The 24,440-nt window shown below is 47.2% G+C and carries 22 protein-coding genes and 6 pseudogenes; 21 read left to right on the forward strand and 7 right to left on the reverse strand.

The window, feature by feature from the left end; genetic code table 11:
- Window positions 1–283 precede the first annotated feature (283 nt).
- The 14 genes and pseudogenes from rpsP to RQN30_RS11545 all read left to right on the forward strand — a co-directional run bounded on the left by rpsP (window position 284) and on the right by RQN30_RS11545 (window position 11,611).
- Entirely contained in the window at window positions 284–748 is a 465-nt protein-coding gene (gene rpsP, locus RQN30_RS11480) for a 30S ribosomal protein S16 (RefSeq protein WP_353060590.1), read from the forward strand.
- Window positions 748–984: an RNA-binding protein gene (locus RQN30_RS11485; RefSeq protein WP_353060591.1), complete on the forward strand. Its 237-nt coding sequence runs from the start codon at window positions 748–750 to the stop codon at window positions 982–984. Before rpsP ends, RQN30_RS11485 begins: the two co-directional genes overlap by 1 nt.
- Window positions 985–1,142: 158 nt before the next feature.
- Window positions 1,143–1,817 (forward strand): ribosome maturation factor RimM, encoded by a 675-nt coding sequence (gene rimM, locus RQN30_RS11490; protein ID WP_353060592.1) that lies wholly within the window; start codon window positions 1,143–1,145, stop codon window positions 1,815–1,817.
- Entirely contained in the window at window positions 1,798–3,270 is a 1,473-nt protein-coding gene (gene trmD / locus RQN30_RS11495; protein ID WP_353060593.1) for a tRNA (guanosine(37)-N1)-methyltransferase TrmD, read from the forward strand. Before rimM ends, trmD begins: the two co-directional genes overlap by 20 nt.
- Window positions 3,271–3,434: 164 nt before the next feature.
- Window positions 3,435–3,785: a 50S ribosomal protein L19 gene (rplS, locus tag RQN30_RS11500; protein WP_353060594.1), complete on the forward strand. Its 351-nt coding sequence runs from the start codon at window positions 3,435–3,437 to the stop codon at window positions 3,783–3,785.
- Window positions 3,786–4,611: 826 nt separating this feature from the next.
- Window positions 4,612–4,908 (forward strand): hypothetical protein, encoded by a 297-nt coding sequence (locus RQN30_RS11505; protein WP_353060595.1) that lies wholly within the window; start codon window positions 4,612–4,614, stop codon window positions 4,906–4,908.
- A gap of 4 nt (window positions 4,909–4,912) precedes the next feature.
- Entirely contained in the window at window positions 4,913–5,830 is a 918-nt protein-coding gene (gene lepB, locus RQN30_RS11510) for a signal peptidase I (protein ID WP_353060596.1), read from the forward strand.
- A gap of 38 nt (window positions 5,831–5,868) precedes the next feature.
- Entirely contained in the window at window positions 5,869–6,582 is a 714-nt protein-coding gene (gene rnhB, locus RQN30_RS11515) for a ribonuclease HII (RefSeq protein ID WP_353060597.1), read from the forward strand.
- A gap of 166 nt (window positions 6,583–6,748) precedes the next feature.
- Window positions 6,749–7,080 (forward strand): annotated as a pseudogene (locus tag RQN30_RS11520) (DUF2469 domain-containing protein).
- 301 nt (window positions 7,081–7,381) lie between these two features.
- Window positions 7,382–7,789: a YraN family protein gene (locus RQN30_RS11525; protein ID WP_353060598.1), complete on the forward strand. Its 408-nt coding sequence runs from the start codon at window positions 7,382–7,384 to the stop codon at window positions 7,787–7,789.
- 12 nt (window positions 7,790–7,801) lie between these two features.
- Entirely contained in the window at window positions 7,802–9,076 is a 1,275-nt protein-coding gene (locus RQN30_RS11530; RefSeq protein WP_353060599.1) for a YifB family Mg chelatase-like AAA ATPase, read from the forward strand.
- Window positions 9,055–9,378, forward strand: a complete 324-nt coding sequence (locus RQN30_RS11535) for a magnesium chelatase subunit ChlI family protein (RefSeq protein ID WP_353061852.1) — start codon at window positions 9,055–9,057, stop codon at window positions 9,376–9,378. Before RQN30_RS11530 ends, RQN30_RS11535 begins: the two co-directional genes overlap by 22 nt.
- Window positions 9,378–10,568 (forward strand): DNA-processing protein DprA, encoded by a 1,191-nt coding sequence (dprA, locus tag RQN30_RS11540; protein ID WP_353060600.1) that lies wholly within the window; start codon window positions 9,378–9,380, stop codon window positions 10,566–10,568. Before RQN30_RS11535 ends, dprA begins: the two co-directional genes overlap by 1 nt.
- A gap of 147 nt (window positions 10,569–10,715) precedes the next feature.
- Window positions 10,716–11,611: pseudogene (locus RQN30_RS11545) on the forward strand (tyrosine recombinase XerC).
- A gap of 556 nt (window positions 11,612–12,167) precedes the next feature.
- Here RQN30_RS11545 and RQN30_RS11550 read toward each other — a convergent pair.
- Window positions 12,168–12,737 (reverse strand): M23 family metallopeptidase, encoded by a 570-nt coding sequence (locus RQN30_RS11550; protein WP_353060601.1) that lies wholly within the window; start codon window positions 12,735–12,737, stop codon window positions 12,168–12,170.
- A 496-nt stretch (window positions 12,738–13,233) separates the two neighbouring features.
- On the opposite strand from RQN30_RS11550, the gene rpsB reads away from it, so the two are divergent.
- The 4 genes and pseudogenes from rpsB (at window position 13,234) to RQN30_RS11570 (ending at window position 16,676) form a co-directional block, all read left to right on the forward strand.
- On the forward strand, window positions 13,234–14,094 hold the full coding sequence (rpsB, locus tag RQN30_RS11555) for a 30S ribosomal protein S2 (RefSeq protein ID WP_353060602.1): 861 nt from the start codon (window positions 13,234–13,236) through the stop codon (window positions 14,092–14,094).
- A gap of 34 nt (window positions 14,095–14,128) precedes the next feature.
- Entirely contained in the window at window positions 14,129–14,977 is an 849-nt protein-coding gene (gene tsf, locus RQN30_RS11560; RefSeq protein ID WP_353060603.1) for a translation elongation factor Ts, read from the forward strand.
- A 905-nt stretch (window positions 14,978–15,882) separates the two neighbouring features.
- Window positions 15,883–16,535 (forward strand): annotated as a pseudogene (locus RQN30_RS11565) (DUF817 family protein); the annotation flags it as partial.
- Between the two features lie 6 nt (window positions 16,536–16,541).
- Window positions 16,542–16,676 carry a hypothetical protein gene (locus RQN30_RS11570; RefSeq protein WP_353061863.1) on the forward strand — a complete coding sequence of 45 codons (135 nt, stop codon included), beginning with the start codon at window positions 16,542–16,544 and terminating at the stop codon, window positions 16,674–16,676.
- A 429-nt stretch (window positions 16,677–17,105) separates the two neighbouring features.
- Here RQN30_RS11570 and RQN30_RS11575 read toward each other — a convergent pair whose 3' ends face one another.
- The 6 genes and pseudogenes from RQN30_RS11575 to RQN30_RS11600 form a co-directional block, all read right to left on the reverse strand.
- Window positions 17,106–17,240: a hypothetical protein gene (locus RQN30_RS11575; RefSeq protein ID WP_353060604.1), complete on the reverse strand. Its 135-nt coding sequence runs from the start codon at window positions 17,238–17,240 to the stop codon at window positions 17,106–17,108.
- A gap of 688 nt (window positions 17,241–17,928) precedes the next feature.
- Entirely contained in the window at window positions 17,929–18,219 is a 291-nt protein-coding gene (locus RQN30_RS11580) for a hypothetical protein (RefSeq protein ID WP_353060605.1), read from the reverse strand.
- Between the two features lie 168 nt (window positions 18,220–18,387).
- A pseudogene (locus RQN30_RS11585) lies at window positions 18,388–18,735 on the reverse strand (serine aminopeptidase domain-containing protein); the annotation flags it as partial.
- Window positions 18,621–19,487 (reverse strand): annotated as a pseudogene (locus RQN30_RS11590) (alpha/beta fold hydrolase); the annotation flags it as partial. The pseudogenes RQN30_RS11585 and RQN30_RS11590, both read right to left, overlap by 115 nt.
- Window positions 19,488–20,101: 614 nt before the next feature.
- Entirely contained in the window at window positions 20,102–20,491 is a 390-nt protein-coding gene (locus RQN30_RS11595; protein ID WP_353060606.1) for an FtsX-like permease family protein, read from the reverse strand.
- Between the two features lie 102 nt (window positions 20,492–20,593).
- Window positions 20,594–20,923, reverse strand: a complete 330-nt coding sequence (locus RQN30_RS11600; RefSeq protein ID WP_353060607.1) for a hypothetical protein — start codon at window positions 20,921–20,923, stop codon at window positions 20,594–20,596.
- A 961-nt stretch (window positions 20,924–21,884) separates the two neighbouring features.
- On the opposite strand from RQN30_RS11600, the pseudogene RQN30_RS11605 reads away from it, so the two are divergent.
- From RQN30_RS11605 to RQN30_RS11615, 3 genes and pseudogenes are all read left to right on the forward strand, one after another.
- Window positions 21,885–22,568: pseudogene (locus tag RQN30_RS11605) on the forward strand (SpaH/EbpB family LPXTG-anchored major pilin); the annotation flags it as partial.
- A 38-nt stretch (window positions 22,569–22,606) separates the two neighbouring features.
- Window positions 22,607–23,428, forward strand: coding sequence for a SpaH/EbpB family LPXTG-anchored major pilin (locus RQN30_RS11610; protein WP_353060608.1), 822 nt, complete (start codon window positions 22,607–22,609; stop codon window positions 23,426–23,428).
- 127 nt (window positions 23,429–23,555) lie between these two features.
- Window positions 23,556–24,428, forward strand: coding sequence for a class C sortase (locus RQN30_RS11615; protein ID WP_353060609.1), 873 nt, complete (start codon window positions 23,556–23,558; stop codon window positions 24,426–24,428).
- Window positions 24,429–24,440: the final 12 nt, after the last annotated feature.

Below are 24,440 nucleotides of genomic sequence, written 5' to 3' on the forward strand. Positions count from 1 at the left end.
TCTTTCGCGAAACTATACCGGGAGCAGCATATGAAAAGCGCGTTGACAGTGTGATTCAGCGGCCAGCTAAGAGCTGCATAAGTTCAACGTGAGACGTTCCACCTTTGGAATATCCTGGCAGACTGTTATCTTTTCTTTTAATCTGGCACAATTGGTTGTTGTACTTAAGGTGAAGTTGAGCCCCTCTCAAACTCGACGGAACTTGAAGTTCGGGCAATGCCGAAAATGAAACCCACCGTTTGGAGCAGCGCCCACCGAATAAGAAACAGGAGTGACCACACAAGTGGCAGTCAAAATTCGTTTGAAGCGCATGGGTAAGATTCGTGAAGCTATCTACCGTGTAGTTGTTGTTGATTCCCGCAAGAAGCGCGACGGTCGCGTGATTGAAGAAATTGGTTTCTATAATCCGAACACCAACCCTTCAATTATCGATATCAATTCTGAACGCGCACGCTACTGGATTTCCGTCGGCGCTCAGCCATCTGAACCAGTGCTCGCACAGTTGAAGATTACCGGTGACTGGCAGGCAGCGAAAGGTCTCGAAGGCGAATCTACCCTCAAAGTTTACGAAAAAGCAGATGCACAGCAAGCTCGCGAAGAAGCTGTGAAAGCTGTTCAGGACGATGCTGAAAAGCGCCGTGCTGAAAAAGCAGCAGCCCGCGAAAAGGCAGAGGCGGAAGCAAAGGCAGCAGCAGAAGCTGAAAAAGCTGCAGCTGACGAAGAATCTGGTGAAGCTGAGGAAGCATAATGCTATCGCAAGCACTTGAGCATCTCGTTCGCGGGATTGTTGATAATCCAGACGATGTAGAGGTATCCGCCCGAAATAATCGGCGCGGTGAGCTTCTCGAAGTTCGGGTAAATCCAGAAGATTTAGGACGTGTAATCGGCAGGAACGGGCGCACAGCAAAAGCTTTGCGCTGTGTAATCAACGCCCTTTCTACTCATGGTTCGGTGCGTGTCGATGTAATCGAAACTGATCGATAGCACGTTACTTTGCGAAAGCCCGCACTAAAAGTGCGGGCTTTCGTGTCTTACAAATATTTTCGTAACTTGCATCCTGCATCCCAAAATATAATTTTGAAAACCGCGGATGTAAGCCGTAAAGAATCTAATTCTCATTCTTTTAGATTAAAGGATTTAACTTGCAATTAACCGTCGCAATTATTACTTCCGCACACGGCCTAAAAGGCGAAGTAAAGCTTGATGTGCGCACTGATATTCCGGAACAGCGAATCCGCACCGGGTTATCTTACGAGACGGATCCGGCTGATTTCGGACCTCTCGAAATCAGCAATGTGCGCAGCTATAAAGAATCAGTTTTCGTAAAGTTTACGCACATTACCGACCGTTCAGCAGCGGAATCTTTGCGCGGAGTAAAACTGGTGATTGAATCTGATGAAGCTGAAGCGGAAGAAGACGCATGGTATCCGCATGAGTTAATCGGTCTGGAAGCACTTGATTCAGAAGGGTATGAGCTTGGAATCGTCACAGGGATCCAAACAATGCCGATGCAGGATTTACTTATCGTCACTGAACAAGACGGAAAAATAGTGCAAGTACCGTTCGTAAAAGAAATCGTTACCGAAGTGGATATTGACGATCACTGTGTGGTAATCGATGCGCCTCCGGGGCTATTTTCGGAAGATGAACTCGAAATCGTAATCAGTGAAAGCGACGGCGGAGAAAACTCAGACCGTCTTACAAAAACTAAATCTGTAAATAAAATTACCCCTGGCGCCGCTATTGAAAACGGCAGCGGAAGCAGCCGCATCACAGCTGACCGGATTGATACCTCAGATGGCGGTGCGCAAAACTAATGCGTTTCGACATTCTTACGATTTTCCCCGAATTTTTTCATCGCTTGCGCTCTCTTTAGTAGGCAAAGCGCAAAAACGCGGACTCATTGACGTTAATGTCCACAATCTGCGCGATTGGACTCATGATATCCACAATACTGTTGATGATACGCCTTTCGGCGGCGGAGCCGGCATGGTGATGAAAGCAGATGTTTGGGCTGAAGCGATAGATGCAGTAGCTGTTCTTGGAAAGCTGCAAAACGAAAGCGGCAAACCTGAAAGCATAGCCGCGGAAGAATCCGGAACGGATAGGCAGATTGTTTTGGCAATTCCGTCGCCATCTGGGAAACAACTGAAACAAGCTGACTTACTGCGTCTTGCAAATGCGGAACAAATTATTTTTGCCTGCGGACGTTATGAAGGTATTGACGCTCGTGTTGCGCAATATTACGCGGAACAAGCAGATTTTGCAGTATTTGAATTTTCCCTTGGAGATTATGTGCTGAACGGCGGAGAAGTAGCAGCCGTCGCACTAATTGAAGGAGTGGCGCGGCTGGTTCCGGGAATGATGGGAAATCCGCAATCGCTGGTGGAAGAATCACATGGCGAAGCCGGCCTGCTTGAATATCCGAATTACACGCGCCCAAGCAGTTTCCGCGGAATTGAAGTGCCGCAAATTCTTACCTCCGGTAATCACGGAGCAATTGCCCGCTGGCGAAAAGATCGTGCACTTGAACGGACCGCAGCAAGCCGTCCGGATTTGATTCGGAAACTGAAAGCGGAAAATCTTGACCGGAAAGACCGGATGAAACTTGCAGAATTTGGCTGGTTTTTCCCCAAAGGAGCAATACATCCGGTGCAGATAAAATATCGTCAGGCAGTACTGGAAGATGCGGCGGCAGTAAGCGTATTCGCTACGCAAACCTGGCCTGACGCCTGTCCGGAAGAAATCAGCGCGCAAGCAATTAACGCTTATATTGCAGCGAACATGAACCCGGAATTATTTTCCGAATACCTGTCGGATCCGGAAAAATATCTTGTTTATGCGGCGGAAATAGCAGCGGGGAACAGAGAGATGGGCAGCGGAGAAATCGCCGCATATCTGCTCGTAGAAATTTCCCGCGAACAAGATGGCGTGGTTGGAATAACCGATGGGGCGCCGGCAAATTTCGATTATCACGGAATCCGCCGCGACGGTCCGCTTGTTTATCTTTCCAAAGCCTATGTTGGGCGTAAATGGCGCGGTTCGGGTATTTTTGCAGAGTTTTCGCAATGGGCGTTTGCACAGGCAGCAGCGGAACTTTCCCAGTTTGCCAATCCGTTTATTTGGCTTGGGACAGCGCTGCAGAATAAACAGGCGCAGCGCGCATACAAAAAGATTGGTTTCACCCGCTCAGGAACACGTGAATTCCATGTGGGTGATGAGGTCAACAAAGATGTCACTATGGTGCGTCCATTGAATATGGCAAAATAAATAACTGTCTTGCCGTTATTTGTGTAATACCTGCCGCAGGGGATTGCACTTCTGGCAAGTTTCCAATTGCAGAAAACCGGGCGAAGTTTTGTGTGCTTCATCAGAAAACTCAGCCCCTGAACCCGCTCTGACCTGCGTGCAGGGTGAGAAATGAATGCAGAATAATGCAGACTCTTGATATAATTGCTTCCTCGCAGCTAAAGGAACGCCCGCCGTTCCGTGCAGGTGATACCGTGAAAGTAAACGTAAAGGTTATTGAAGGTAACCGTGAACGTATCCAGGTGTTCCAAGGCGTTGTGATTGCACGCAAAGGCGGCAGCGGTGTAAGTGCTACTTTCACTGTCCGCAAGCACTCATTCGGTACCGGCGTTGAACGAACTTTCCCATTGCATTCTCCGAATGTGGACTCAATCGAGGTAGTTACCCGCGGTGATGTTCGCCGTGCGAAGCTCTACTACCTGCGCGGTCTCCACGGTAAGGCAGCAAAGCTAAAAGAAAAGCGTGACGACAAGTAAGGCAAGTAATTTTTACAGATAACTGATAAATGTGAGCGTTTGGGATTCCAGGCGCTCACATTTTGTATTCTTTGTATGGATTCCGTTCATGGTTTCGGGGAGGGGAGTAAACGGCAAGGGGCGGGTTGGACTTTTACAGTTTCACTTTCTGATGTTTAACTTTTCGGTGTTTAGTTTCTTGGTGTTTAACTTCTTGGTATTTAATTCGGTCTTTTGGATGAATAGATATGCGAACTGGTGATGTGTGCTTATCGGGTTTGTGTAACTGGCGGCGAAATATTCCGCGAGCACACGCAGCTGATGGCAAAGTGCATGTGCGTCTGCGTAAGTGGCGGCAAAGTTTGCATTTTTTAACGTAACTGGCGGCGAAATAGGCGGATTTATGTAACGACGGGAGAGCCGTCGTTACTTTAGCTTCGTGACCTGCGATAACGCAAGCACTTTCGACGGTGAAAAATACAGACCAAGTTCTTGCCGTCACTTACGTAAGAAAACCGACTTCCTGCCGCTAGTTACGTAAAATTTTCTCCTCATTGCGATCAGAGTTTTCCGCGGAAAAATATATCTTTGCCATGCAGAGCGTATTTTCTAGCGGTTTTCTTTGCCCGTACATGAAACAAAATGACGGCAGGCTGCTAACTAGCGCGAAAATCCATAAAATATATGAAAAGTCGGGAAATATGTGCACGGGCGTGTTGCTGGCAAATTAAGGTCTGAAATCAAAATAATCGCAGCTTCCTTCCCGCACCATGACAACGAAAACCCGGAAATAAATGGAGTAACTCCTGATAGTTAGGCAGTTCTGACATCAGGAGCGGCTGTTTGCGTGAAAACTAAAGATTGCTGTTTGAAAGTGCTTCATCATGCGCCAAAAGAGACGGATAAGAGCATAAGTGCAGTTGGATGCGCCTGGCGGGGCGGGATAACCGCACAGCATAATTGCCGTGAGGGTAAAATGATTGATATTGAACAGATTTGCAAGGGTATTGAAATTTACGGAGTAAAATCGAATTGTGATGAAAAGGCAACTTTTGATTATGCCTGTGCATTCGCTGATTCGAAACTTAGTGCGTTAACCTTGTTGAGAGTAGGGTGTAATCGGAGAAATATTAGGATGGGATAGTTATATGGCAGATATTGAAGATGGCATCGAATTTGCAGATGCTCCAGATCAGATGCCGCCGTCTTTTCCGCCTGCAGCTGCAGCAAGTTCACGTAAACATAAACTTCCAGATTCACATCACGATGATTCTGCCGCCGCAGATTTTGATACTGATATTCAAAACCGTAATGCGGCCGAAGATAATCTCAATAAGCTGCAGGAAAATGCTGACTATCCGCAAAAAAGCCGGCTGAAAGCGTTTCTTTCGAATGTTTTCGAATTCGCGGCAGTAGTTGCCGTCGCATTATTGGCAGCAGTTCTGTTAAAGACCTATATTATCCAGCCGTTTGAGATTCCATCCAGTTCAATGGCAAATACGCTCGTGCCGGGAGATCGAATCGTCGTAAATAAACTCGCCGATACAGAGGAGGAACTCAATCGGGGCGATATTGTAGTCTTCGTAGACCCAGGTAATTGGCTTTCCGATGTGAAGCAGCCGCAGCTGAACGGCTTGCAGCAGATACTGGTTCGTGCTGGTGAAGCAGTCGGTTTGCTGCCGCAAAACGCAGGAACACACCTCGTGAAACGGCTAATCGGAAAACCAGGGGACCATATTGTTTGCTGCACGGTTGCCGGAAATTTGACAATTAACGGAACCGAAGTGGAAGAGCCGTATTTGATTAGCGGTGCAATCGCTTCGGAACAGAAATTCGATGTGACGGTACCGGCTGGCCACTTGTGGATGATGGGCGATAATCGTCCCGGATCGAAAGATTCACGCTACCATCAAGCAAGCACGGGATTTGGTTTTGTTCCAATCAAAAATGTGGAAGGAAGAGCCTGGCTGCGGATTTATCCATTTAATCGGTTCGGCCTGCTCAAATCGCAATCCGATGTTTTTTCCAAAGTTAAAACCGCAGAAGCTATTCCAGCCGGCGGGTAAAAATATTGGTGCAGAAGTAAAATAATTTGGGAGTTTTCGTGGTGCGAAAAGATAAAAATACCCGGCTGCGCTTTATCCCGAATCGCGATATCGAACTTGCAGCTCTCAAAGAGCTGCAGCTGAATAAGCCGAACGCAATACTTGCAGGTGTGGATGAAGTTGGAAGAGGTTCGCTCGCGGGGCCGGTAAGTGTTGGGATTGTCTTGATTAATGCCGCAACTGGTGATGATTTTCCGCAGCAGCTCCGTGACTCAAAACAAATTTCTGCTCGCATCCGCGAATCTTTAGCAGCGCCCTGCCGCGAGTGGGGGCTGGCCAGTGCCGTCGGTTCAGCTTCCGCAAATCAAATAAATCAGCACGGAATCATCCAGGGTTTACAGCTCGCAGCTGCTGATGCAATCGCCCAATTAAGCTCACAAGGATACAAAATTGATGGGGTACTCCTCGACGGTTCGCATAATTGGTGGAGTAATCCGGGATTGTTTAATCACGGAACTCAGCTTCCCGAAGTGCCGGTGAAGACGGTAGTGAAAGGCGATGCGCAATGTGCAGTAGTAGCTGCAGCTTCAGTGATTGCAAAGGTCTGCCGAGATCACTATATGGAAGAGATTGCGGAGCAATATCCGCAATATGATTGGGTTCACAATAAAGGGTATTCGAGTGCTAAACATATTGCAGCACTGAGTAAATACGGAGTTAGCGAGTACCATCGAACCTCCTGGAAATTACCGGGAATTAATTCGGGTGTGTGAAAAATAGTACCTAGTATTTACCAGAAGCTAAGGTAGGATTGAAAAAGTTAATTTGGTTGGATTGATTCGATATCTTTGATCTTTAAGGTAATTTACTCCGGTAAATTCGTTTGGATGATTCAACTGCCGTTTATATAATTATCCCAGCAAAAATATAAAGGAAATCATGAGCGATATTGAGAATTATGAAGCTGAGAATGAGCTTGCGCTTTACCGTGAATACCGCGATGTGATTAACCTTTTCCGGTTTGTAGTGGAAACAGAACGTCGATTCTACTTGGCAAATGATGTGGAATTAAAAGTGCGTGCTGCTGATAACGGCGATGTTTTTTTGATGTCACCTTAAATGATGCATGGGTTTGGGATATTTACCGGACATCACGTTTTGTGCGTTCAGTACATATTGTTACTTTCAAGGATGTAAATGTTGAAGAGCTGAATAAACCAGATTTACATCCGGAGCTCGAATTTGAGGTTCGCGGCGAAGAATCTGCATAAACAATATTGCGCTGATACTTTTCGATAGTAGGCTAATACTTTTCGATAGTAAATAGTGAAGCAAACAGTAATCAGTAAAGTATTTGCATCTGCGTATTACTGCTTTCAATTACCGCTTTTGGCTGCTGTTATGGTGATTTGTGTAAATGGTGCCTTAATGGGTAGATAAACGGCAAATAAACGGCAAATAATTTAAGCGGTTGTCCACACCTGTTATTTTTGCAAGGAAAATCCACAACCTTCACTGCTGCACTGAAACACGCTTTCTATATCAGTAACTATCTGTATAGGAGGTTTTATTTTGAAATTATCAGCAAAAGAATTAAAGCAAATCAGTACCTGTTCAAAGCGTGAATTAGGTGCATGGGGCGAAGCAAAAGCAAGCGAATATCTTGAATCTCTTGGATTCCAAGTGCTTGCACGAAATTGGCGATGCCGATTTGGTGAAGTTGATTTAGTGGTATTTGATCCGCAAATACGCGCAGTGATTGCTGTCGAGGTAAAAACCCGGCGGAGTGTGCAGGCGGGAATTCCGGAAGAGGCAATCACGCCGGAAAAACTGCGCCGAATCCGGATGCTGATTGTGGAGTGGATTAGTGTATATCAGGAAAAATGCCGCGGGCTGCATTGGAATGAACTGAAAGTCCAAGCTATTGCGATAGATATTCGCGGGGAACACTGCTTTTTACGTTACTTACGTGAACTGTGAGGAGATACGCAGATGAGTGACGCAATGCAGGTTGGTGTAGCACATTCAATAAACCTAATCGGTTTAGACGGTACTGAAGTATTAATTGAAGCAGCATTACTGCCTGGTTTGCCAAGTTTTACGATTGTTGGGCTTGCAGATACAGCAGTGAACGAAGCACGGGAAAGATTGCGTGCAGGATTTCAAAATATTGGGATAACCTGGCCCAGTAAACGGTTAACAATCAATCTTTCTCCCGCAGACAAAGCGAAAAGCGGATCAGGTTTCGATTTGGGGATTGCTGCCGCAATTCTCGGTGCATTAGGGGCAAAACAATTATCTCCGCATATCGCTGTGTTTGGCGAGATCGGCTTAGACGGGGAAGTAAGGCATGTGAACGGAATTCTCCCGAGCTTGCTTGCTGCGCAAAAGCTTGGTTTTCAGAAAGCGATTGTGCCTGCTGCTAACTATCATGAAGCTGCTTTGATCGCAGGAATTACGATTGAGGCAGTGGGGCATCTCGGGCAATTTGCGCAGATGCTTGGCATAACTGATGCAGCAGCTCCGGAAATGCAGATACCGAATCGGCGTGAAACAGAAACATCGCCGGATCTGGGAGATTTAGCGGATGTATGCGGGCAAGATGAAGCAGTCTGGGCACTTATTATTGCCGCGATTGGGGGACATCATGTGCAGATGGTTGGGCCGCCGGGGGTCGGAAAATCAATGCTGGCGTCGCGGTTTGTCGATATTTTGCCGCCGTTAAATGTACATGAAGCGGTTGAAGTAGCCGCGATTCAATCAGTTTGCGGTGAACCGGTGGCAGGGCTGCCGAAACGGCGCCCTTTAGTGAGTCCGCACCATACTGCTTCCAGTGCTGCCTTGATTGGCGGCGGAAATGGAATCCCGCAGCCTGGTGCAATTACCCGTGCGCACCACGGAGTGCTTTATTGTGATGAGTTTCCGGAATTTGCGAAATCTGTAATCCAAAGCTTGCGTCAACCGCTTGAACAAGGCTGGATTGAGCTGCATCGCGTTCGGGCAAAAGTACTTTATCCAGCTAAATTTCAGCTGATTGCAGCAGCAAATCCGTGCCGTTGCGGATATTTATTCGACAGTCCGGGAAAATGTACCTGTTCAGCGCGTGATCGGATGAATTATCGCAGTGCTCTTGCTGGTCCGATTTCAGATCGGATTGATTTGCAGCTTACTTTACGCAGACCGAAAAAGGTGGATTATGCCGTCGGCGGGAGTATTAACACCGCGCAGGCGCGGGAAAAAGTTTTATTGGCCGCGAGCGGGCGGTAACACGAGCCAAACGGTGCAGTGAAAATAATGGGCGTGACGAAATCCAAAAACAGTGCAGTCTGACTAATGCCCGGCTCCCCGGAACCTGGCTGCGGACAAATACAAAATTAAGCACATCTGTGAAACGTTATCTAGATTCTTTGCTGCAACGCGGAGAAATTTCAATGCGCGGGATTGATCGGATTCTGCGGATTTCGTGGAGTGTCGCTGATTATTTTGGGCGGGACCATCCCAACGATGACGATATTGCAGCAGCAATGAGCCTGCGAAATGATGTGCAAAGCAAACGAGGCGGAAACTAATGCGGGAGAAACAAAACGGAAGAATGAAACACGTGAATTTTACCGAAAGAAAATTTCCAAAACCAACATCCGGAGAAAAACTGGATTATACTGCCGAATCTGAAGCTGCGTTAGTCTGGTCAGCGATTACAGAAGGTGATGATATTGAAGCAAGCCGAATTATTGATCAATACGGATATGCTGCGGCGCTTGAAAAACTAAAATCAGCTGACAGCTCGATAATCTCCGAATCAGCTCAGGAAAGATGGTTTAATCGGCTTGCATACGCCCAATTGGCGCCGCTGGAAAGTTATACTCAGCGCGGTTATTCATTAGTGCTGCGAGATTCAGAAAACTGGCCATCCGGGCTTGCAGATTTAGGCGAGCGCCGGCCGTTATGCTTATGGGTCTATGGGGATCCGGAAGCCTTAGCAAACCCGATGATTGGGATTGTCGGATCACGTGATGCCACTTCCGAGGGGGCACGTTCAGCTCTTGATCTCGCCTATGAATTAGCACAAGAATATGTGATTGTTTCTGGCGGTGCCTACGGAATTGATGCGCAGGCGCACCGCGGAGCACTGCTTGCAGAGCGGCCAACAGTAATCGTTTCCGCAGCTGGAGTGGATCGTGTATATCCGAAACAAAACTTAGAGATTTTTCAGCGCTGTGTGGAAAATGGCGGGGCCGTAGTAAGCGAATCGATTCCCGGTGCTGCTCCGCATCGGCATCGTTTTCTGCTGCGGAATCGAATCATCGCCGCAATCTCGAAAGTTGTGATCGTGGTTGAGGCTGGATTGCGTTCAGGGGCACTGAACACTGCGCGGCACGCACTTGAAATCGGACGGGAAGTCGGAGCTTTCCCCGGATCGGTCTGCGCGCCGCAATGTGCTGGTACAAATCATCTGATTCGTAATGGGGCAACTTTAGTGATGAACACGGATCACGTTCGTGAGCTTGCAGGAGCAATCGGAAGTGCAAATACGATTACGGGAGTAGAATCTGATGGCGGATTCACAATCCCGCTTGACGATGAGTTTGATCCGCTTGCGAATCGGATTTATGACGTGCTCTCAAAAGTGCGTTATGAGCCGGCAGATATTATTGCGCACCGAGTTGGGTGCGATGTAGTTAGTGTGCGAATGAAGTTAAATCGGCTTACACTTGCTGGAAGAATCGTAATAAAAGATGGTAAATGGCGAAAGGCATAACCCGAAATGACGGCAAGGCGTGCTGCAGAAGCGGCAAAATCCCAAAACAGGCGGGAGAAAAGCGGTTTTGCGAAAGCGGAAACTCGAAGTAAAGAAGCGCCGGTACGTAAATTGCCTGAAGCTTCGGCTGCCGTCGTTGACGAAATCATGCATGAGTTTGCGAATGAACTGTTTGTGCGGCGTGGATACTCGATACATACAGTAAAAGCGTATTGCTATGAGTCACGCAGTCTGCTGCAGTTTTTGTTCGCTGCCAACGATGCACAAACTAAAGCGGAAGTTTATCAAATACTGCGAACGCTAGAAATTATTGATATCCGCAGTTGGCTCGCGAGTACTGCGGAAACTGCGCCGGCAAAAGCGACAGTGGCGCGCGCAGTCGCTGCCGTGCGGGCGTTTACGGGTTGGGCGCACCGCGAAAAGCTGCTGGAAAATGATCCTGGGCTGCGCTTAAAAACACCAAAAGCGGCAAGTAAACTTCCGCGGGTGCTCAGTGCGGAGCAGGCAAAGCAGCTGCTGGATTTTGCGAAAGCGAAAGCTGAAAACTCGGCTGAGCCGAAAGATATTCGAAACTGGGCAATTTTCGAAGTGCTCTATGCATGTGCGATTCGAATCTCAGAATGCTGCGGGCTAGATGTGAATGATTTAGGTGCGGGCACACTGCGCGTTATGGGAAAAGGGGAAAGGAGCGGGTAGTGCCGTTTGGGATTCCGCTGCAGCGGGCATTGACTGCGTGGCTGAAAGTGCGGGGGCAGATGGCGAAAGATTCGCGCGCGCTTTTTGTTGGAGAACAAGGAAAGCGGATTGATTCTCGGGTGATTCGTGAAGAACTTCGCAAGGTGTGCTTTGCGGCTGGAGTACCGGAAATTTCTCCGCACGATTTACGCCATTCGGCAGCGACGCATATGCTTTCTGGCGGATCAGATTTGCGTTCGGTACAAGAAGTTCTTGGACATTCTTCGCTAAACACAACGCAGCGTTATACTCATGTTGACTCGCAACGGCTGCAGGCAGTTTTTCAGCAAGCTCATCCGCGTGCGTGAATTGCGGATATAGTTTGGAATAACTATTCCGGACCTGGAAGCCGAATTCTTTAACCAGAGATTATTTTACTGCTCTGATGCTGTTTGCAGATTATGGTGCCGGTGCAAAAGAATTAATCCAGTGTGTCAAACGGGAGAAAAGTGTTTTTTTGAATAAAGAATTTGATACGGGCAGGTGTTAGCAAATACCGCGTGTGTTTCGGCGCAGCCTTTCTAGCTGTTGCCGCGTATTATCAGTGCGGTTCGGTTATTGCTGCATGGATACGGAGATAATAGCTCGGGAATAAAAATTAAAATTGCAGATATTGCCGTGTGTCTTGAGACCCAATTTCATGTATTTACAAAGCCGGTTATGAGAATCTTAATTCTATATATCGGGTTGGCGATTAAGTTGCTGCGCAGGAAGCTGCCGAGACCGGCGGCAACTAAACTTGGAATATTTTTCATCGCGGCAGGGAAATCAGTGCAAACTGCCGTCAACTACGGAACCAGCAGCTTAGATTAGCGGAACTCACAGCTTAGCTCAATAGCCGTACTCGTTTGCGTTCAAGCAAACTCAGCGGGTCGAGATATCCGGCGGCGCCTTTTTCATTCCCCAATGCAGACATCTTTTGCCGTCGCAGTGATTGTCAGTTACCAGTGCGACGAGTTCACCGCGTTTTACTTTTTCACCGACGGTAACAAGCGGGATAACAGGTTCGAAAGTTGAACGTAAATCTCCTTCGTGCCGGATTGAAACAACTCCGCGATTTACCAGCAGTCCGGCATGAATCACTTCTCCATCGGCAGGCGCATAGACTGATCTGCCTTGTGCGGTACTCAAATCAACTCCGCGGTGACCGGCATTCCAATTTTTCGGTCCCATTTGAAAAGACTTGATTACGAGGCAGCGGCTGAGCGGACAGCTAACTTTAAACTGATTCTGCACAGGCTGCGGCTGGAAAATGGAAGCTTGGGCGGATGAAGAAGTGCTGTTGCTTTGAACTGTCTGTGAATTTATCGGCGCTGCAATTAATGCAGTGCCGCCTAGTTTACCGGAGTGCGCAGGCAAGAAAGACGATGCATTATTGAACAGAAGCATCAAGGCGGAAATAATTAAAGCGATTAATGTTTTTGAAATAACCATGAGTACAGTTTGGCTGTAAAATGCAATTTTGTTTCGGTGCAGTGAAGTTGTTGTGGAAAATAGGAACGTGTTTCGCGTACTGTGGACAATTTACATGCCGGTTACACAGATAGTTACATGCCGGCTATGCACATTACGCGCCAGTTATCCGCCAGTTCGCGCTAGTGACATGCCGGCTATATGCCAGTTATGTGCTAGTGAGCGTCGATTTTGTTGAAATGTAGGCAATTCCACGTCGAAATAAGGAGAGCTGGGATAGCAAATAACGGTTCGCGCAAGATAAACTGAAAAGGCTGCTGGAAATCTTTCAGCAGACTTCGCGTGCACTTCGTGAATCGTTTTCACAGTGCGGATTTCGCGGTCAGGAGAGTTGTTTTGCATCCCGCAGACAGCACCTGAGAAATTCGGCTTGTGCACCAGGGTTTTGCGGTAATCCGCCGCAAAACGATAACCGATAGCTGCAGGAAATTCCTGCACGTTTAGAAAGGACTCGCCAATGGCAGTCGTAACTATGCGCCAGCTGCTTGAAGCTGGTGTGCACTTTGGTCACCAGACCCGCCGCTGGAACCCGAAGATGAAGCGGTATATTCTCAACGATCGTAATGGCATTTACATTATTAATTTGCAAAAGACGATTGAAGACATTAACCGCACCTACGATTTCGTGAAAGAAACCGTAGCACACGGCGGAAATATTCTTTTCGTCGGCACCAAACGTCAGGCACAGCAGTCGATTCGTGAACAGGCTGAACGTGTTGGCATGCCCTACATTAACGAACGTTGGCTCGGCGGTATGCTCACTAACTTCCAGACTGTTAATGCGCGAATTCAGCGGATGAAGGAACTTGAGCTAATCGATTTCGACGATGTTGCCGGATCAGGCCGCACCAAGAAAGAACTGTTGATGATGCGTCGTGAGAAGGAAAAGCTTGAGCGCACTCTCGGCGGTATCCGCGATATGCACAAGACCCCTTCTGCAGTATGGATTATCGACACTCCAAAGGAACACCTTGCGGTAGCTGAAGCTAAGAAGCTGAATATTCCAGTGGTGGCAGTACTTGATACCAACTGTGATCCGGACGAAGTAGATTACGCAATTCCAGGTAATGATGACGCAATCCGTTCCATCGAAATTCTCACCCGTGTGGTAGCTGACGCTGTAGCTGAAGGTCTCCTTGCCCGCGGCAAAACAAAGTCCGGCAATACCGAAACAACAGAACCAATGCCGGAGTGGGAGCGTGACCTCCTCGCTGGCGAGGAAGAAAAAGCGGAATCTGCCGAATCTCCAGAATCCCCAGAGTCTGCTGAATCTCCAGAATCTGCCGAATCGGCAGAGTCTGCTGAAGAAGCAAAGTAAGCAAGCCAAATACCATATAGGTTAGGAAAAGATAATGGCAAATTTCTCTCTTTCTGACATCAAGGCACTGCGCGAAAAAACCGGTGCAGGCATGATGGACGTAAAGAACGCCCTTACCGAAGCTGACGGCGACGCTGCAAAGGCTGAAGAGCTGCTCCGCCTGAAGGGTCTGAAGACCGCTGCGAAGCGTGAAGGCCGTACTGCAAGTGCCGGTCTCGTAGTTTCGAAGATTGTTGACGGCAAAGTCGGATACGTTGTGGAAGTCAATTCCGAGACCGATTTCGTAGCAAAGAATGAAAAGTTCATTGCTTTTGCGGAAGAAATTCTCGAAGCTGCAGTTGCGGCAAAAGCAACCACCGTTGAAGAGGTTCTCGCAGCACCGCATGCAGATGGTACTATCGACGATTACGTTAAGAACTTCACCGGTGTTATCGGCGAGAAGCTCGCTGTAGGATCCGTTGCAGTTCTCGAAGGTGAGCATGTAGAGGCATATATGCACCGCACCTCGCCGGATATTCCACCGCAGGTTGCAGTGCTCGTTGCTACTGATGCTGCCGGCGAAGCAATTGCGCACGATGTCGCAGTACATATTGCAGCTATGAATCCGTCTTACCTCACTGTTGACGATGTGCCGGAAGAAGTTGTCGAAAACGAACGCCGTATTGCTACTGAGCTCACCATTCAGGAAGGCAAGCCGGAAAAGGCTGTTCCAATGATTGTGGAAGGCCGCTTGAAGAGTTTCTACAAGCAGATTGTGCTCGTTGAACAAGCATATGCCCGCGATCCAAAGCAGTCTGTTGGGCAGGTGGCGAAAGCTGCTGGTGCAACGCTCACCGGTTTCAAGCGCGTCCGCGTAGGCGAATCCGCTGAAGCTGCTGAGTAATCGCAGTATTTTAAACTTACGCTAGTTCCGTAAACTCGCATAAGTTTTCAGAGTTGGGTGGAAGTCCGGATTTATCGGTCTCCACCCAACTTTTTAATATTTAATTTCAATTGAGGTTCGGGTTGGAGGTTTGGTTGGAGCGGGGCAGGCTTGAGGTGAGGCTTGAGGGCGGTTTCTAGTGGGGGTTTGTGTTGGGGCGGGCTTGCGATGGAGCGGGGCAGCTTGGGTTGGGGCGGGGAACTACAGCTGCTTAACGCCGCACATGAACAGCGCACTCAGAAAGATTTGTCAGGGAGCGAAACCGGTTTGTGAAAGATGCAGGGAAACTTTGGAAGACGGGATTTTGAAGTTAATGGCGTTAGCGGAAAAATTCACATTTTTAATGTAAATACGGTGAGATTTCTGCGGATTCATGTAACTGAAAGCAGAATCTGCTCTGGCTGACGTAACTGATGGCATAATCCGCATTTTAACCTAACTTGCAGCAATGCCCGTAAGTCAGCGTAACTGGCGGCAAATGCCCGCAAGCCAACATAGCTGGCAGGGTACGGTGCTGGCTATTTCCGTCGTTAATTCATGCGGTAAAACCGATTTCTGCTGCTGGTTTGTGCTGCTGATTTCTGCCGTTGGTTTGTGCCGTTGGTTTGTGTACGGAGAATCAAGAAGTGCGTAATCTGAACGAGCGGTTGAATACGGCATCGGCTTTTTGCGTCTGAATTACAACACTCGCCTGTGAGAACCTATTTTTCTTCGGATAAAATTATTATTGCCGAGCCAGCGTCGAGTTGGCTGCATGATTCATTTAGGAAGATTATTTTATGACGCAATTTCGTGAAAGATTCGGACGGCCGCCAAAGCCGGATGCGCCGCCGCGAAAACCGCTTACTTCATGGCGGGATTTTCCGATGCAGCTGCTTCGTTTTGCCTGGATTCAAATTAAATGCTGTCTTTTTCCGGTACTGATTTTTCTGGGGCTCGCGGCTTCACAGATAATTTGGCGTAGATTTGATTTACCATTTGCCAGGTATGACGCATTGCTTATTTATGCGGTGATAGTACAAATCGTATTTGTTGTTTTTAAGTTAGAAACATGGCGTGAGCTTGGCGTTATTTGTATTTTTCACATCGTGGGCTTGTGTCTGGAGATTTTCAAAATAAATATCGGATCGTGGGGGTATCCGAATCCGGGGATTGTAACACTTGCTGGTGTGCCAATTTTTTCCGGCTTTATGTATGCTTCAGTGGGTTCATATATTTGCCAGTCATTTCGCCGCTTCGATTTGCGGATTACTGGCTTTCGTTGGATTCCGGTATCGTTTTTAGCAATTGCAGCATATGCAAATTTTTTCACGCATCACTTTATTCCTGATTTACGCTGGTTTATTGCGTTCGGATTTGTGATTGCGCTTTGGGGGTCGCATATTTACTTTACGGTCGGTAAAGTCCGTTACGGTATGCCGCTTACTTTTGCTTTTGTGTTGATTGGTTTCTTTCTTTGGGTTGCGGAAAATATGGCGACTTTTTTGGCGCATGGGTCTATCCGAACCAAAGTGCTGGCTGGGAAATGGTGCATTTAGGAAAGTTTGGTTCGTGGGCGCTGCTTATTTCGCTTAGCTTTGTGTTGGCGGCAAGTGTAAAAGCGCATGAAGGAAAATTGTATGGGGTATATGGAGAAAATAAGCCGAGTGTAGAGATGTGATGTTCTTTTAATCTAACGCCTTGCTCCGGCTTCCGTTATCCTCATAGTGGAGCCGTGCGACGGCAGCCTAGAAATCGCTTTCGAAAGGATTCGCACGTACGCATATACCGTAGTTATTTGCGGCGCCAAGTGCTCCGGCACCGGCCAACCCGCGTTCGTGGGATTGAAAAGGAGGTTATAGCCCCGCACCTATGAGAGCTTTATTTTCAGTGGTGCGCTTCTTGAAAAGATGAGTGAAACCCATGATTATTTCTTTCAATGAGCAAAATGGGAACAGATGAAAATCGGTTCCCGCTAAATCTCCTCACATAACTCGATATTTTCTCTTGAGGAATGCGCAGTGCTGTCTAGTTAGCACCAGTAAATATTTGCCGGCACTAATTAAATTTTGCTAACTGCTTTTATCCTGCGACGTTGACTATTTAGCTTTCATGTAGGAAATAAACTTGCTGCCGTGTTCTTGCCGACCTTATCAACACTTGGAATGTTGTTCTGAGCTGATTCAATATTGATTTCTTTTACCGAAACATTGCTGGCCTTCAACCGCTCGATATTCTCTTGCACGCGCAGAATCTCCTCAGTTTGATTGGAAGACCTGCAAGTTGTAACTCAACGTCGCCTAAGCTGCGTAGAGTATTGCATCTTTTGATTTCCGAGAATTAAACACGTCTACCTCCGTGCTGTGAACAGGTTGTGTACAAATATAAATCAAGAACACAGCTAATTGGCATCTACTAGTTACGGCTGGTTCCGATAAAACTGAAACGGAATGAGGCATAAAGCAATGATGGCTAGCAGAGATGAGATATTACGCATTGAAAGTATTGCTAAGCCAGATGAGCTAGCAACCAGTAATAATAAAAGCAATGATGCCGTAACAGAAAAATAAATCTTACGCTGGACTATCAAAAAACATAAATCACTGCTAAGACAATGAACACAATCCATGTCACTGCTACGTATTTCATGAATAGTGAGGCTGCAAAGCCTGACCATAAGAAAACCGCTAGTGTGGCTGTAAGAGCGAGTATTCTCCTCGCCCTCACAGCTAGTGGTCTAGTAACAGTGCTCATCCTGCAGAATCACTCTTGAGTAATGCAGCGGCTGCGGCGCTGGCTCCAATCATTTTCAGTGCTTTTGCAATTACAGCCTTATGCTTCAAAATAACCGAAACTAGTTTTGCCTGACTTGCTCCTGGAATACAGCCAACAAGAACTCCGGCTAGTGACCATGCTGCAGACGAAGCCGAAGACTACGTGGTGTTAAAAATCGCGCCGCCAACACCCGCTGCACAGCCAATGGCAGCAACAATCACGAGAGGTGCTATTCTTTCTTGCGGTTGAGTAATCCCCAGACCTAAAGCGATCTCTTCATCTTTAATATCTTCTGGAAGCGATTCAAGAAAAGACAACTCGGCTTCAATGTTATCGATAGAATACCCGTCGGGTGCCTGAAAACTCTGAACTGTAACATTCTGCGAACACGGAAAAACAAGTTCTTTAGTCTCAGCTGCTTGAGCAATACCTGCTGTTGAGCCAGCCATGCCTGCAGCATATTTGAATCTAAATCTTCCATTACGGCTTCATCTGCGCACATGCAGTCATAACGGGCTGTGCGCTGCTGATTTTCGATAAAACGATCTATTTCGTAAAGCGAAAGTTTATGGTCGCCATCTCCCCCTTGCTAAAACGAGCCGCCAGAACTAAAGCTTTTATCGGTGCTTTGCTGTGCACACCTGTGAAAGCCAGTTCTCAAGGTCAGTCCAGACTTCCTGACGGTCTATTTCGTTAAATATCTCGTGACGGTCATGCGGATAAACATGGGAGGTGACTTGCGAGCAGCCAGCAGCACGGTAACAGCTTGCTGTATGTTTCACTGCTTTCTCACCGCCCACAGGATCATTGCCGCCTGAGGCAATATAGAGTGGAAGATCAGCTTCCAGGCAGTATGCTTGCGGATCGTTTGCGGCGCGGAGCAGAGAAAGAAGCACTGCAAAGAAAGCATTGCTTGGCACATATCCGCACAGCGGGTCTGCAATATAGGAATCAACATTGGCGGAGGAGCGTGAAAGCCAATCAAAATTCGTGCGCCCTGAAAACGGCTTATTGTATGATCCGAATGCAAGCTGGTTAAGCAGTCTCCTTTTTCTTGCGGCTTGGCAGCGCTCAGCACCTTGGCGGCAAGAAGCCCTGCTGACCCTGCCATCCTCGGCCATAATCCCGTACCAATAATGGCACCTGCATCTATCTTGCCGGCATAATGGGCGAGATAGCTGCGCACGATAAATGAACCCATCGAGTGTCCGAGAAGAATATGCGGCACATGCGGGAAGCGCTTGGAAGTATATCTTCGTACAGTTTCTTGATCTTTCACGAGATCTTCCCAGCGCACGCCGTCGCCAAAATATCCCAAAGGAGCAGTTTTGTTTGCGCTTAAGCCATGTCCGCGATGATCTGCTCCGACGACTGCATAACCGTGGTTGGTCAGATACTTGGCAAGATCTGTATACCTGCCCAAGTGTTCAGCCATTCCATGCACAATCTGTACAACGCCGCGAACCGATGACCGCTGAGATGTTCCGGTACGTCCGCTGCATGATTCCTGCCGAGAAGTTTTCTCGTCCATAACATTCGGAGCTGAGGAATCATCAGAGACGCCATCTGTACAGCAACCTTTGCCGTGCCTGATAGCAGACCGTTGAGTCTCGCTGGGCATCCGCTCGCAGTAGTGCAGCTCGGGGGTCCACTCATAGTAGTGCAGCTCGGCAGGATGGGAACCGCCTGTGAAAATCTGAGCATAATGCGTATCCATCGAAAACCTTCCCTCTTATTTCCAGATACTAGATATTTTTCCGGATTAGTATTCTGTTGGATACTAGTTTTTCCGGATACTAGGTATTCTGTTGGACACTAGTATTCTGCCAGAAGAAGCCGTCAATATATTCAATATGAAAATTTTCAGCGCCTGACGCAGACGCGATGAAGCTGGTGTTTGTTTGGGTGGAAAGTGTTTTTGCATAGATCAAGCCTGACCGCTGTGTAAAAACACTGCTTGGAACCAGCCAAATTGGTGCCAGCTAAAAAGAACCAAACTAAATTGGACTCGGTTAAAACAGCTTTCCGCATTTTTTATTTGCACCGCAGGACTGCATCCGTCGGCACTGAGATGGGCATGAACCTACGTAACTGACGGCAAAATGTCCGCGAGCTAACGTAACTGGCGGGGGATTTGTCTGAGGTCACGTAAGTGGTGGCGAAATGGGTGGTTTTGTGTAACGACGGGAGTGCCGTCGTTATTGCGAGCCTGTGACCTGCGGTAACGCAAGTACTTTCGACGGTAACAATCTCAGCCGAAATTCTTGCCGCCAGTTGCGTAAAGTTTTCTACTTTTGCCATCAGTTGCGTAACGCAAATGAGTTCCCGCCATCAGTTACGCAGTCGCAGCTCCTTCATTAATGCGCTCACAGCCGAAACAAATAAAAATGCTATAAATACCACTATTGCTGTACCTACTTCTACGAATGGGAAACGGGCAAAACCTGCTCCAACTTGACTATCAACAGACGCCTTGACTGGATAGAAAATCAGCAAAAAGAATAAGAACAGTAAGAGCAGACCGAATGTTAAAGAAACAAGCCTCTCGTGAATATATTTGCGCAGTATTGAATAGTTGGAAAATCCGATACGTTTAAGAGTTTGAATTTCCGACCTTCGAGTTTCGATATCTTGATAGGTGCCAAAAATAACTGAAAGACTTGCGTAAAGATAGATGAATCCCAAAATGAAGAGGTTGCTGAATGTTTGACTGGCTGCCATTTTATCTCGCATATATTGCGAAAATTGGTCAGCATCTAGTACATCTCCAGAGCCGATTGCATTTGCAAAATTCTTTAGCGTAGCTTGTTCTCCGATTGCGTATTATAATACCGGACGGGCGCCGCCTAAGTTGAAATCTGCTATGTCGGCAACAACTCCTGTACCAAGCATTGGAGGAAGTTCCAGTCCGGTTTTAACAGTAAGAAATCGTTTCGAACCATCGGAGAATATTACGCGAATCCTTGAACCTGCCGGGTAGGAACGCAGCATTGATTTATCAACGCCCACTCCATCTCCAGTAATTACGGATAAATCTTGTGTATCCGGCAGCAGCCTAGCGAACGATTGTGAGGCGACGTTTGCGAAAGTGAACCCTAGTCTCCGACCATTTTCGTCAGCATACCCGCTATACGTGGATATTGCTGCTAGCATGCCGGTGTCTTTTATCCTCTGATCGGGTAGCTTTATAGACTGGTCTGGGATAAAGGCAAATTGACCGCCAATTCTCTCCTCGTTAATCATTGCTTCAGCCGCAAAGATAGCGTTAGCACTTATAAAATAACAGCCAACTAGCCCGATTGTTAGTACAGCAGGAAAAAGCCGTTTTGTCTCTGGACGAGAGTATCGGAGAAATCGTTGATATACGAGACCGGATAGTCCAAAGCCGGTTCGCAGACCAATATACTCGAAGATACGCGAGAAAAATGCATTATTGATGGAGCAATAATAAGGAGCGGAGCAACCATTATCATCGAGATAAACATGACGAATATTGTTGTTTGACCTGTTGCGGAAGTCGTAAAAATAAAGGTTACGTAACAGACAATGAATGAAACTGCAGTGACGGCAAGCCGAACCCGAATTTTTTCAAAGAAGGCTTTGCAAAGGCACGTCCTTGGTCAATTGGGTTGATTCTCGCCAATCGACGGTATTCAAGGCTAGTTGCAAGAAAGCCCGTAAAAACAGCAGATAGTGCTGATTGGGGAAGAGCTGATTGGGAAAGATTTGCGCGGAACTGCGTCTTTTGGTTTCCAGTTGCGGTACTTAGTTAGGCTGGTAAATCCGATATCGGATTGAGAAATCTTTTATGTCAAAGTTAATGAATTTTGCTGCATGAGTTTTAATGTTTTAATGCAGCTCTGATTGGGCGACGGCTGGATAGTTTGCAGTTTTGCAGCTCACAGCGTTGCGGTTCGGTGCCTTGCGGAGCTGAACGCATTGAACCGGAGAAATTTTCATAAACTTTCAAGATACTGAATAGTTTCAAATATGTTGGATTTCTGTTAAATCTTTGGGATTTAATTGAATTTTTCGGCATATTAATAGTAGGATGCTCTCGAAAATAGTTTGTTTTTAAACAATTTTTTGAAAGAGGATTCAAGATGAAAACAAGATGGCATCGGGCGGCATCAGCCGCTGCAGTTGGTGTCTTTGCCTTTACGCTTTCTCTTGCGGGGGCTTCGCCGCTGAGGTAGATGACTTAAAGATTAACCCGCAAACTAAAGGGTCAATCACAGTCACCAAACTTGATAAACCGGCTAAAGCCAGTGAAGCGACGGGTGCACAGCTGCAAGATGACGCTTTAGGCGGCCGCAAAAAGCTTGGAAAAGCTAAATTTAAGCTTTGCAAAGTTAAGAATACTAATTTAACTACCAATGAAGGTATTATCGCAGCATCGAAGCTGGATCCGGCAACAGTACAAGTTGATGAGCAGAGCTGCAAAGAGCAGCAAACAGCAGATGTAACCGGGCAAACTAAGTTCGATAAACTTGACGTAGCCGTATACCGTCTCACTGAGACGCAGCCGCCGGCAGGCCATGTGGCTGCTAAACCGAGTCTCGTATTTATCCCAATGACCAATCCGGCTAATCACAATACCTGGATGTATGACGTGTTTGTTTATCCGAAAAATGCGGAAGTCCATGCTGATAAAAAAGTGACGGATGCGGATAAGCACATGGGAGATAAAATCAGTTACGATGTGACTACTGATATTCCGGTTCTCAGTGCTTCAGGAGATTTAAAGGGAATCCGAATCGACGATTTGCTTGATTCTCGGCTTTCAACCACCGCACAAGACATTAAGCTTTATATTAAAAAACAAGTAGCGAAGAGATGCTTGCAGCGAACACTGATTATAAACTTGGGTTGTATGAAAACCAAGGCAATCAGCTTAACCAGCAAAAGATTGTTGCTGTACTTACCGAAACAGGATTGGGAAAAGCTCAGAAAGCTATGGGCAGTAAGATTCTCTTGCGTTTCGAAGCTAAAGTGAATGGTTCAGGTGTGATTCCAAATCAGGCGCAAACCTACACCAATGGCGGTTCTGGTGAGCCATTTACAGAGCCAAACACTCCTCCGGGTACACCGCCACCTCCGCCGCCGTCAATCCCGCCAATTGATACTCCAAAGGTTTATAGTGCGTGGGGAAAGATTAAAGTAATCAAACATGATGAAGCAAGTAAGCAGACTCTCCTTGGCGGAGCAAAATTCAAGTTATACAAGTGCACGGATGCAACTTTCGAGAATCTCCAAGATGGTCCGATTACTGTGAATAACAAGAGTGAATGGGAGACCAGTGGTACTGGTGAATTCACGATCGACGGGATTCATGTAACAAACTTTGCTAATAATGCAGATGTTCGACAACCGCCAAGCTATTGCCTCGTCGAAACACAGGCGCCGCAAGGGTATGAATTACTCGCACAGCCAATCAAATTTGATCTCACGATTGGTGGGAAAGATCAACTAAATGGTCCGCAGCTAGCCGATGCTGTGCAAACCCTAAATCTGACCAAGGAAGTCCCGAACGTAAAGTTCACGCCAAAACTGCCGCTTACCGGCGGAATGGGTGTGTTGGTGTTCGGTTTGAGCGGTGCAGCGATTATCGGCTTTGGAACATTCTTTATGCGCCGGCGTGCAGCAGAAAAAGAATGATTTCCGCAATAAGCAATAAGCGATAAAGCAATAGATCGATAAGCAATAAAGCGATAAAAAGTTGCCGGCGCAAAGAAAATTCATCGCGCCGGCAACCTCCGCTTTCAGTTAGAGGAGTTGCGCAGATATGGGTGCAGTAATCACGAAGGAATCTGAATTGAGTCCGCGTGAAAAACGGCAGACTAATTCAATGCTTGCGCCAAGTATCATCCTTATTATTGGCGCGCTAGTGCTGCTCTACCCAGTAAGCGCCACCCTCTGGAATAACTATAAATACGAACAGGTTGCAGAAAAGTACTCGAGTCTGCTGAAAACGGCAGACCCGCAAACGCTGAAAGAGCAGCTCATATCAGCACGCAAATATAATGCTGCGCGAAATACCGGGCCAATATTGGATCCGTGGCTCTCACGGATTTCACAAGACAATAAAGAATACCAGAAATACTTAGCCGAACTGGATACATTCGAAATCATGGCACGGCTGCGGATTCCGGCAATAAACGCGGATTTACCAATCTATCACGGCACTGCACCGGAAACATTGGAAAAAGGAGCCGGACATCTTTTCGGATCTGATCTTCCGGTCGGCGGTGCAGGAACCCACACGATTCTTACCGCACATACTGGTCTGCCGAATGCGACTCTTTTTGATCGGCTTGTTGATTTGAAAAACGGAGATGTTTTCACTATCGACGTTTCAGGCGAAACTTTATCCTACAAAGTAAATAATATTCGGATCGTATTGCCGGCGGAAGCTGAAGGATTAGCGCCGGCAGCAGATACAGATCTTGCCACGTTGATTACCTGCACCCCGTATGGGATTAATTCTCATCGGTTATTGGTGACTGGGGAACGAGTTCAGCTGACGCAAAATGAACTTGCCGTCGTTGAAGAAAGTTTTGGAATGCCAATCTGGATGATTGTGTTTATTGCTGCGGCAATCTTCGCAATTCTCATTACTATTTTGGGAATCGTGCGGACAAAAAGACCCGAAACGTAATCAGCAGCCGCG

The organism is Arcanobacterium hippocoleae, assembly GCF_040360365.1.
GTDB lineage: Bacteria > Actinomycetota > Actinomycetes > Actinomycetales > Actinomycetaceae > Arcanobacterium_A > Arcanobacterium_A hippocoleae_A.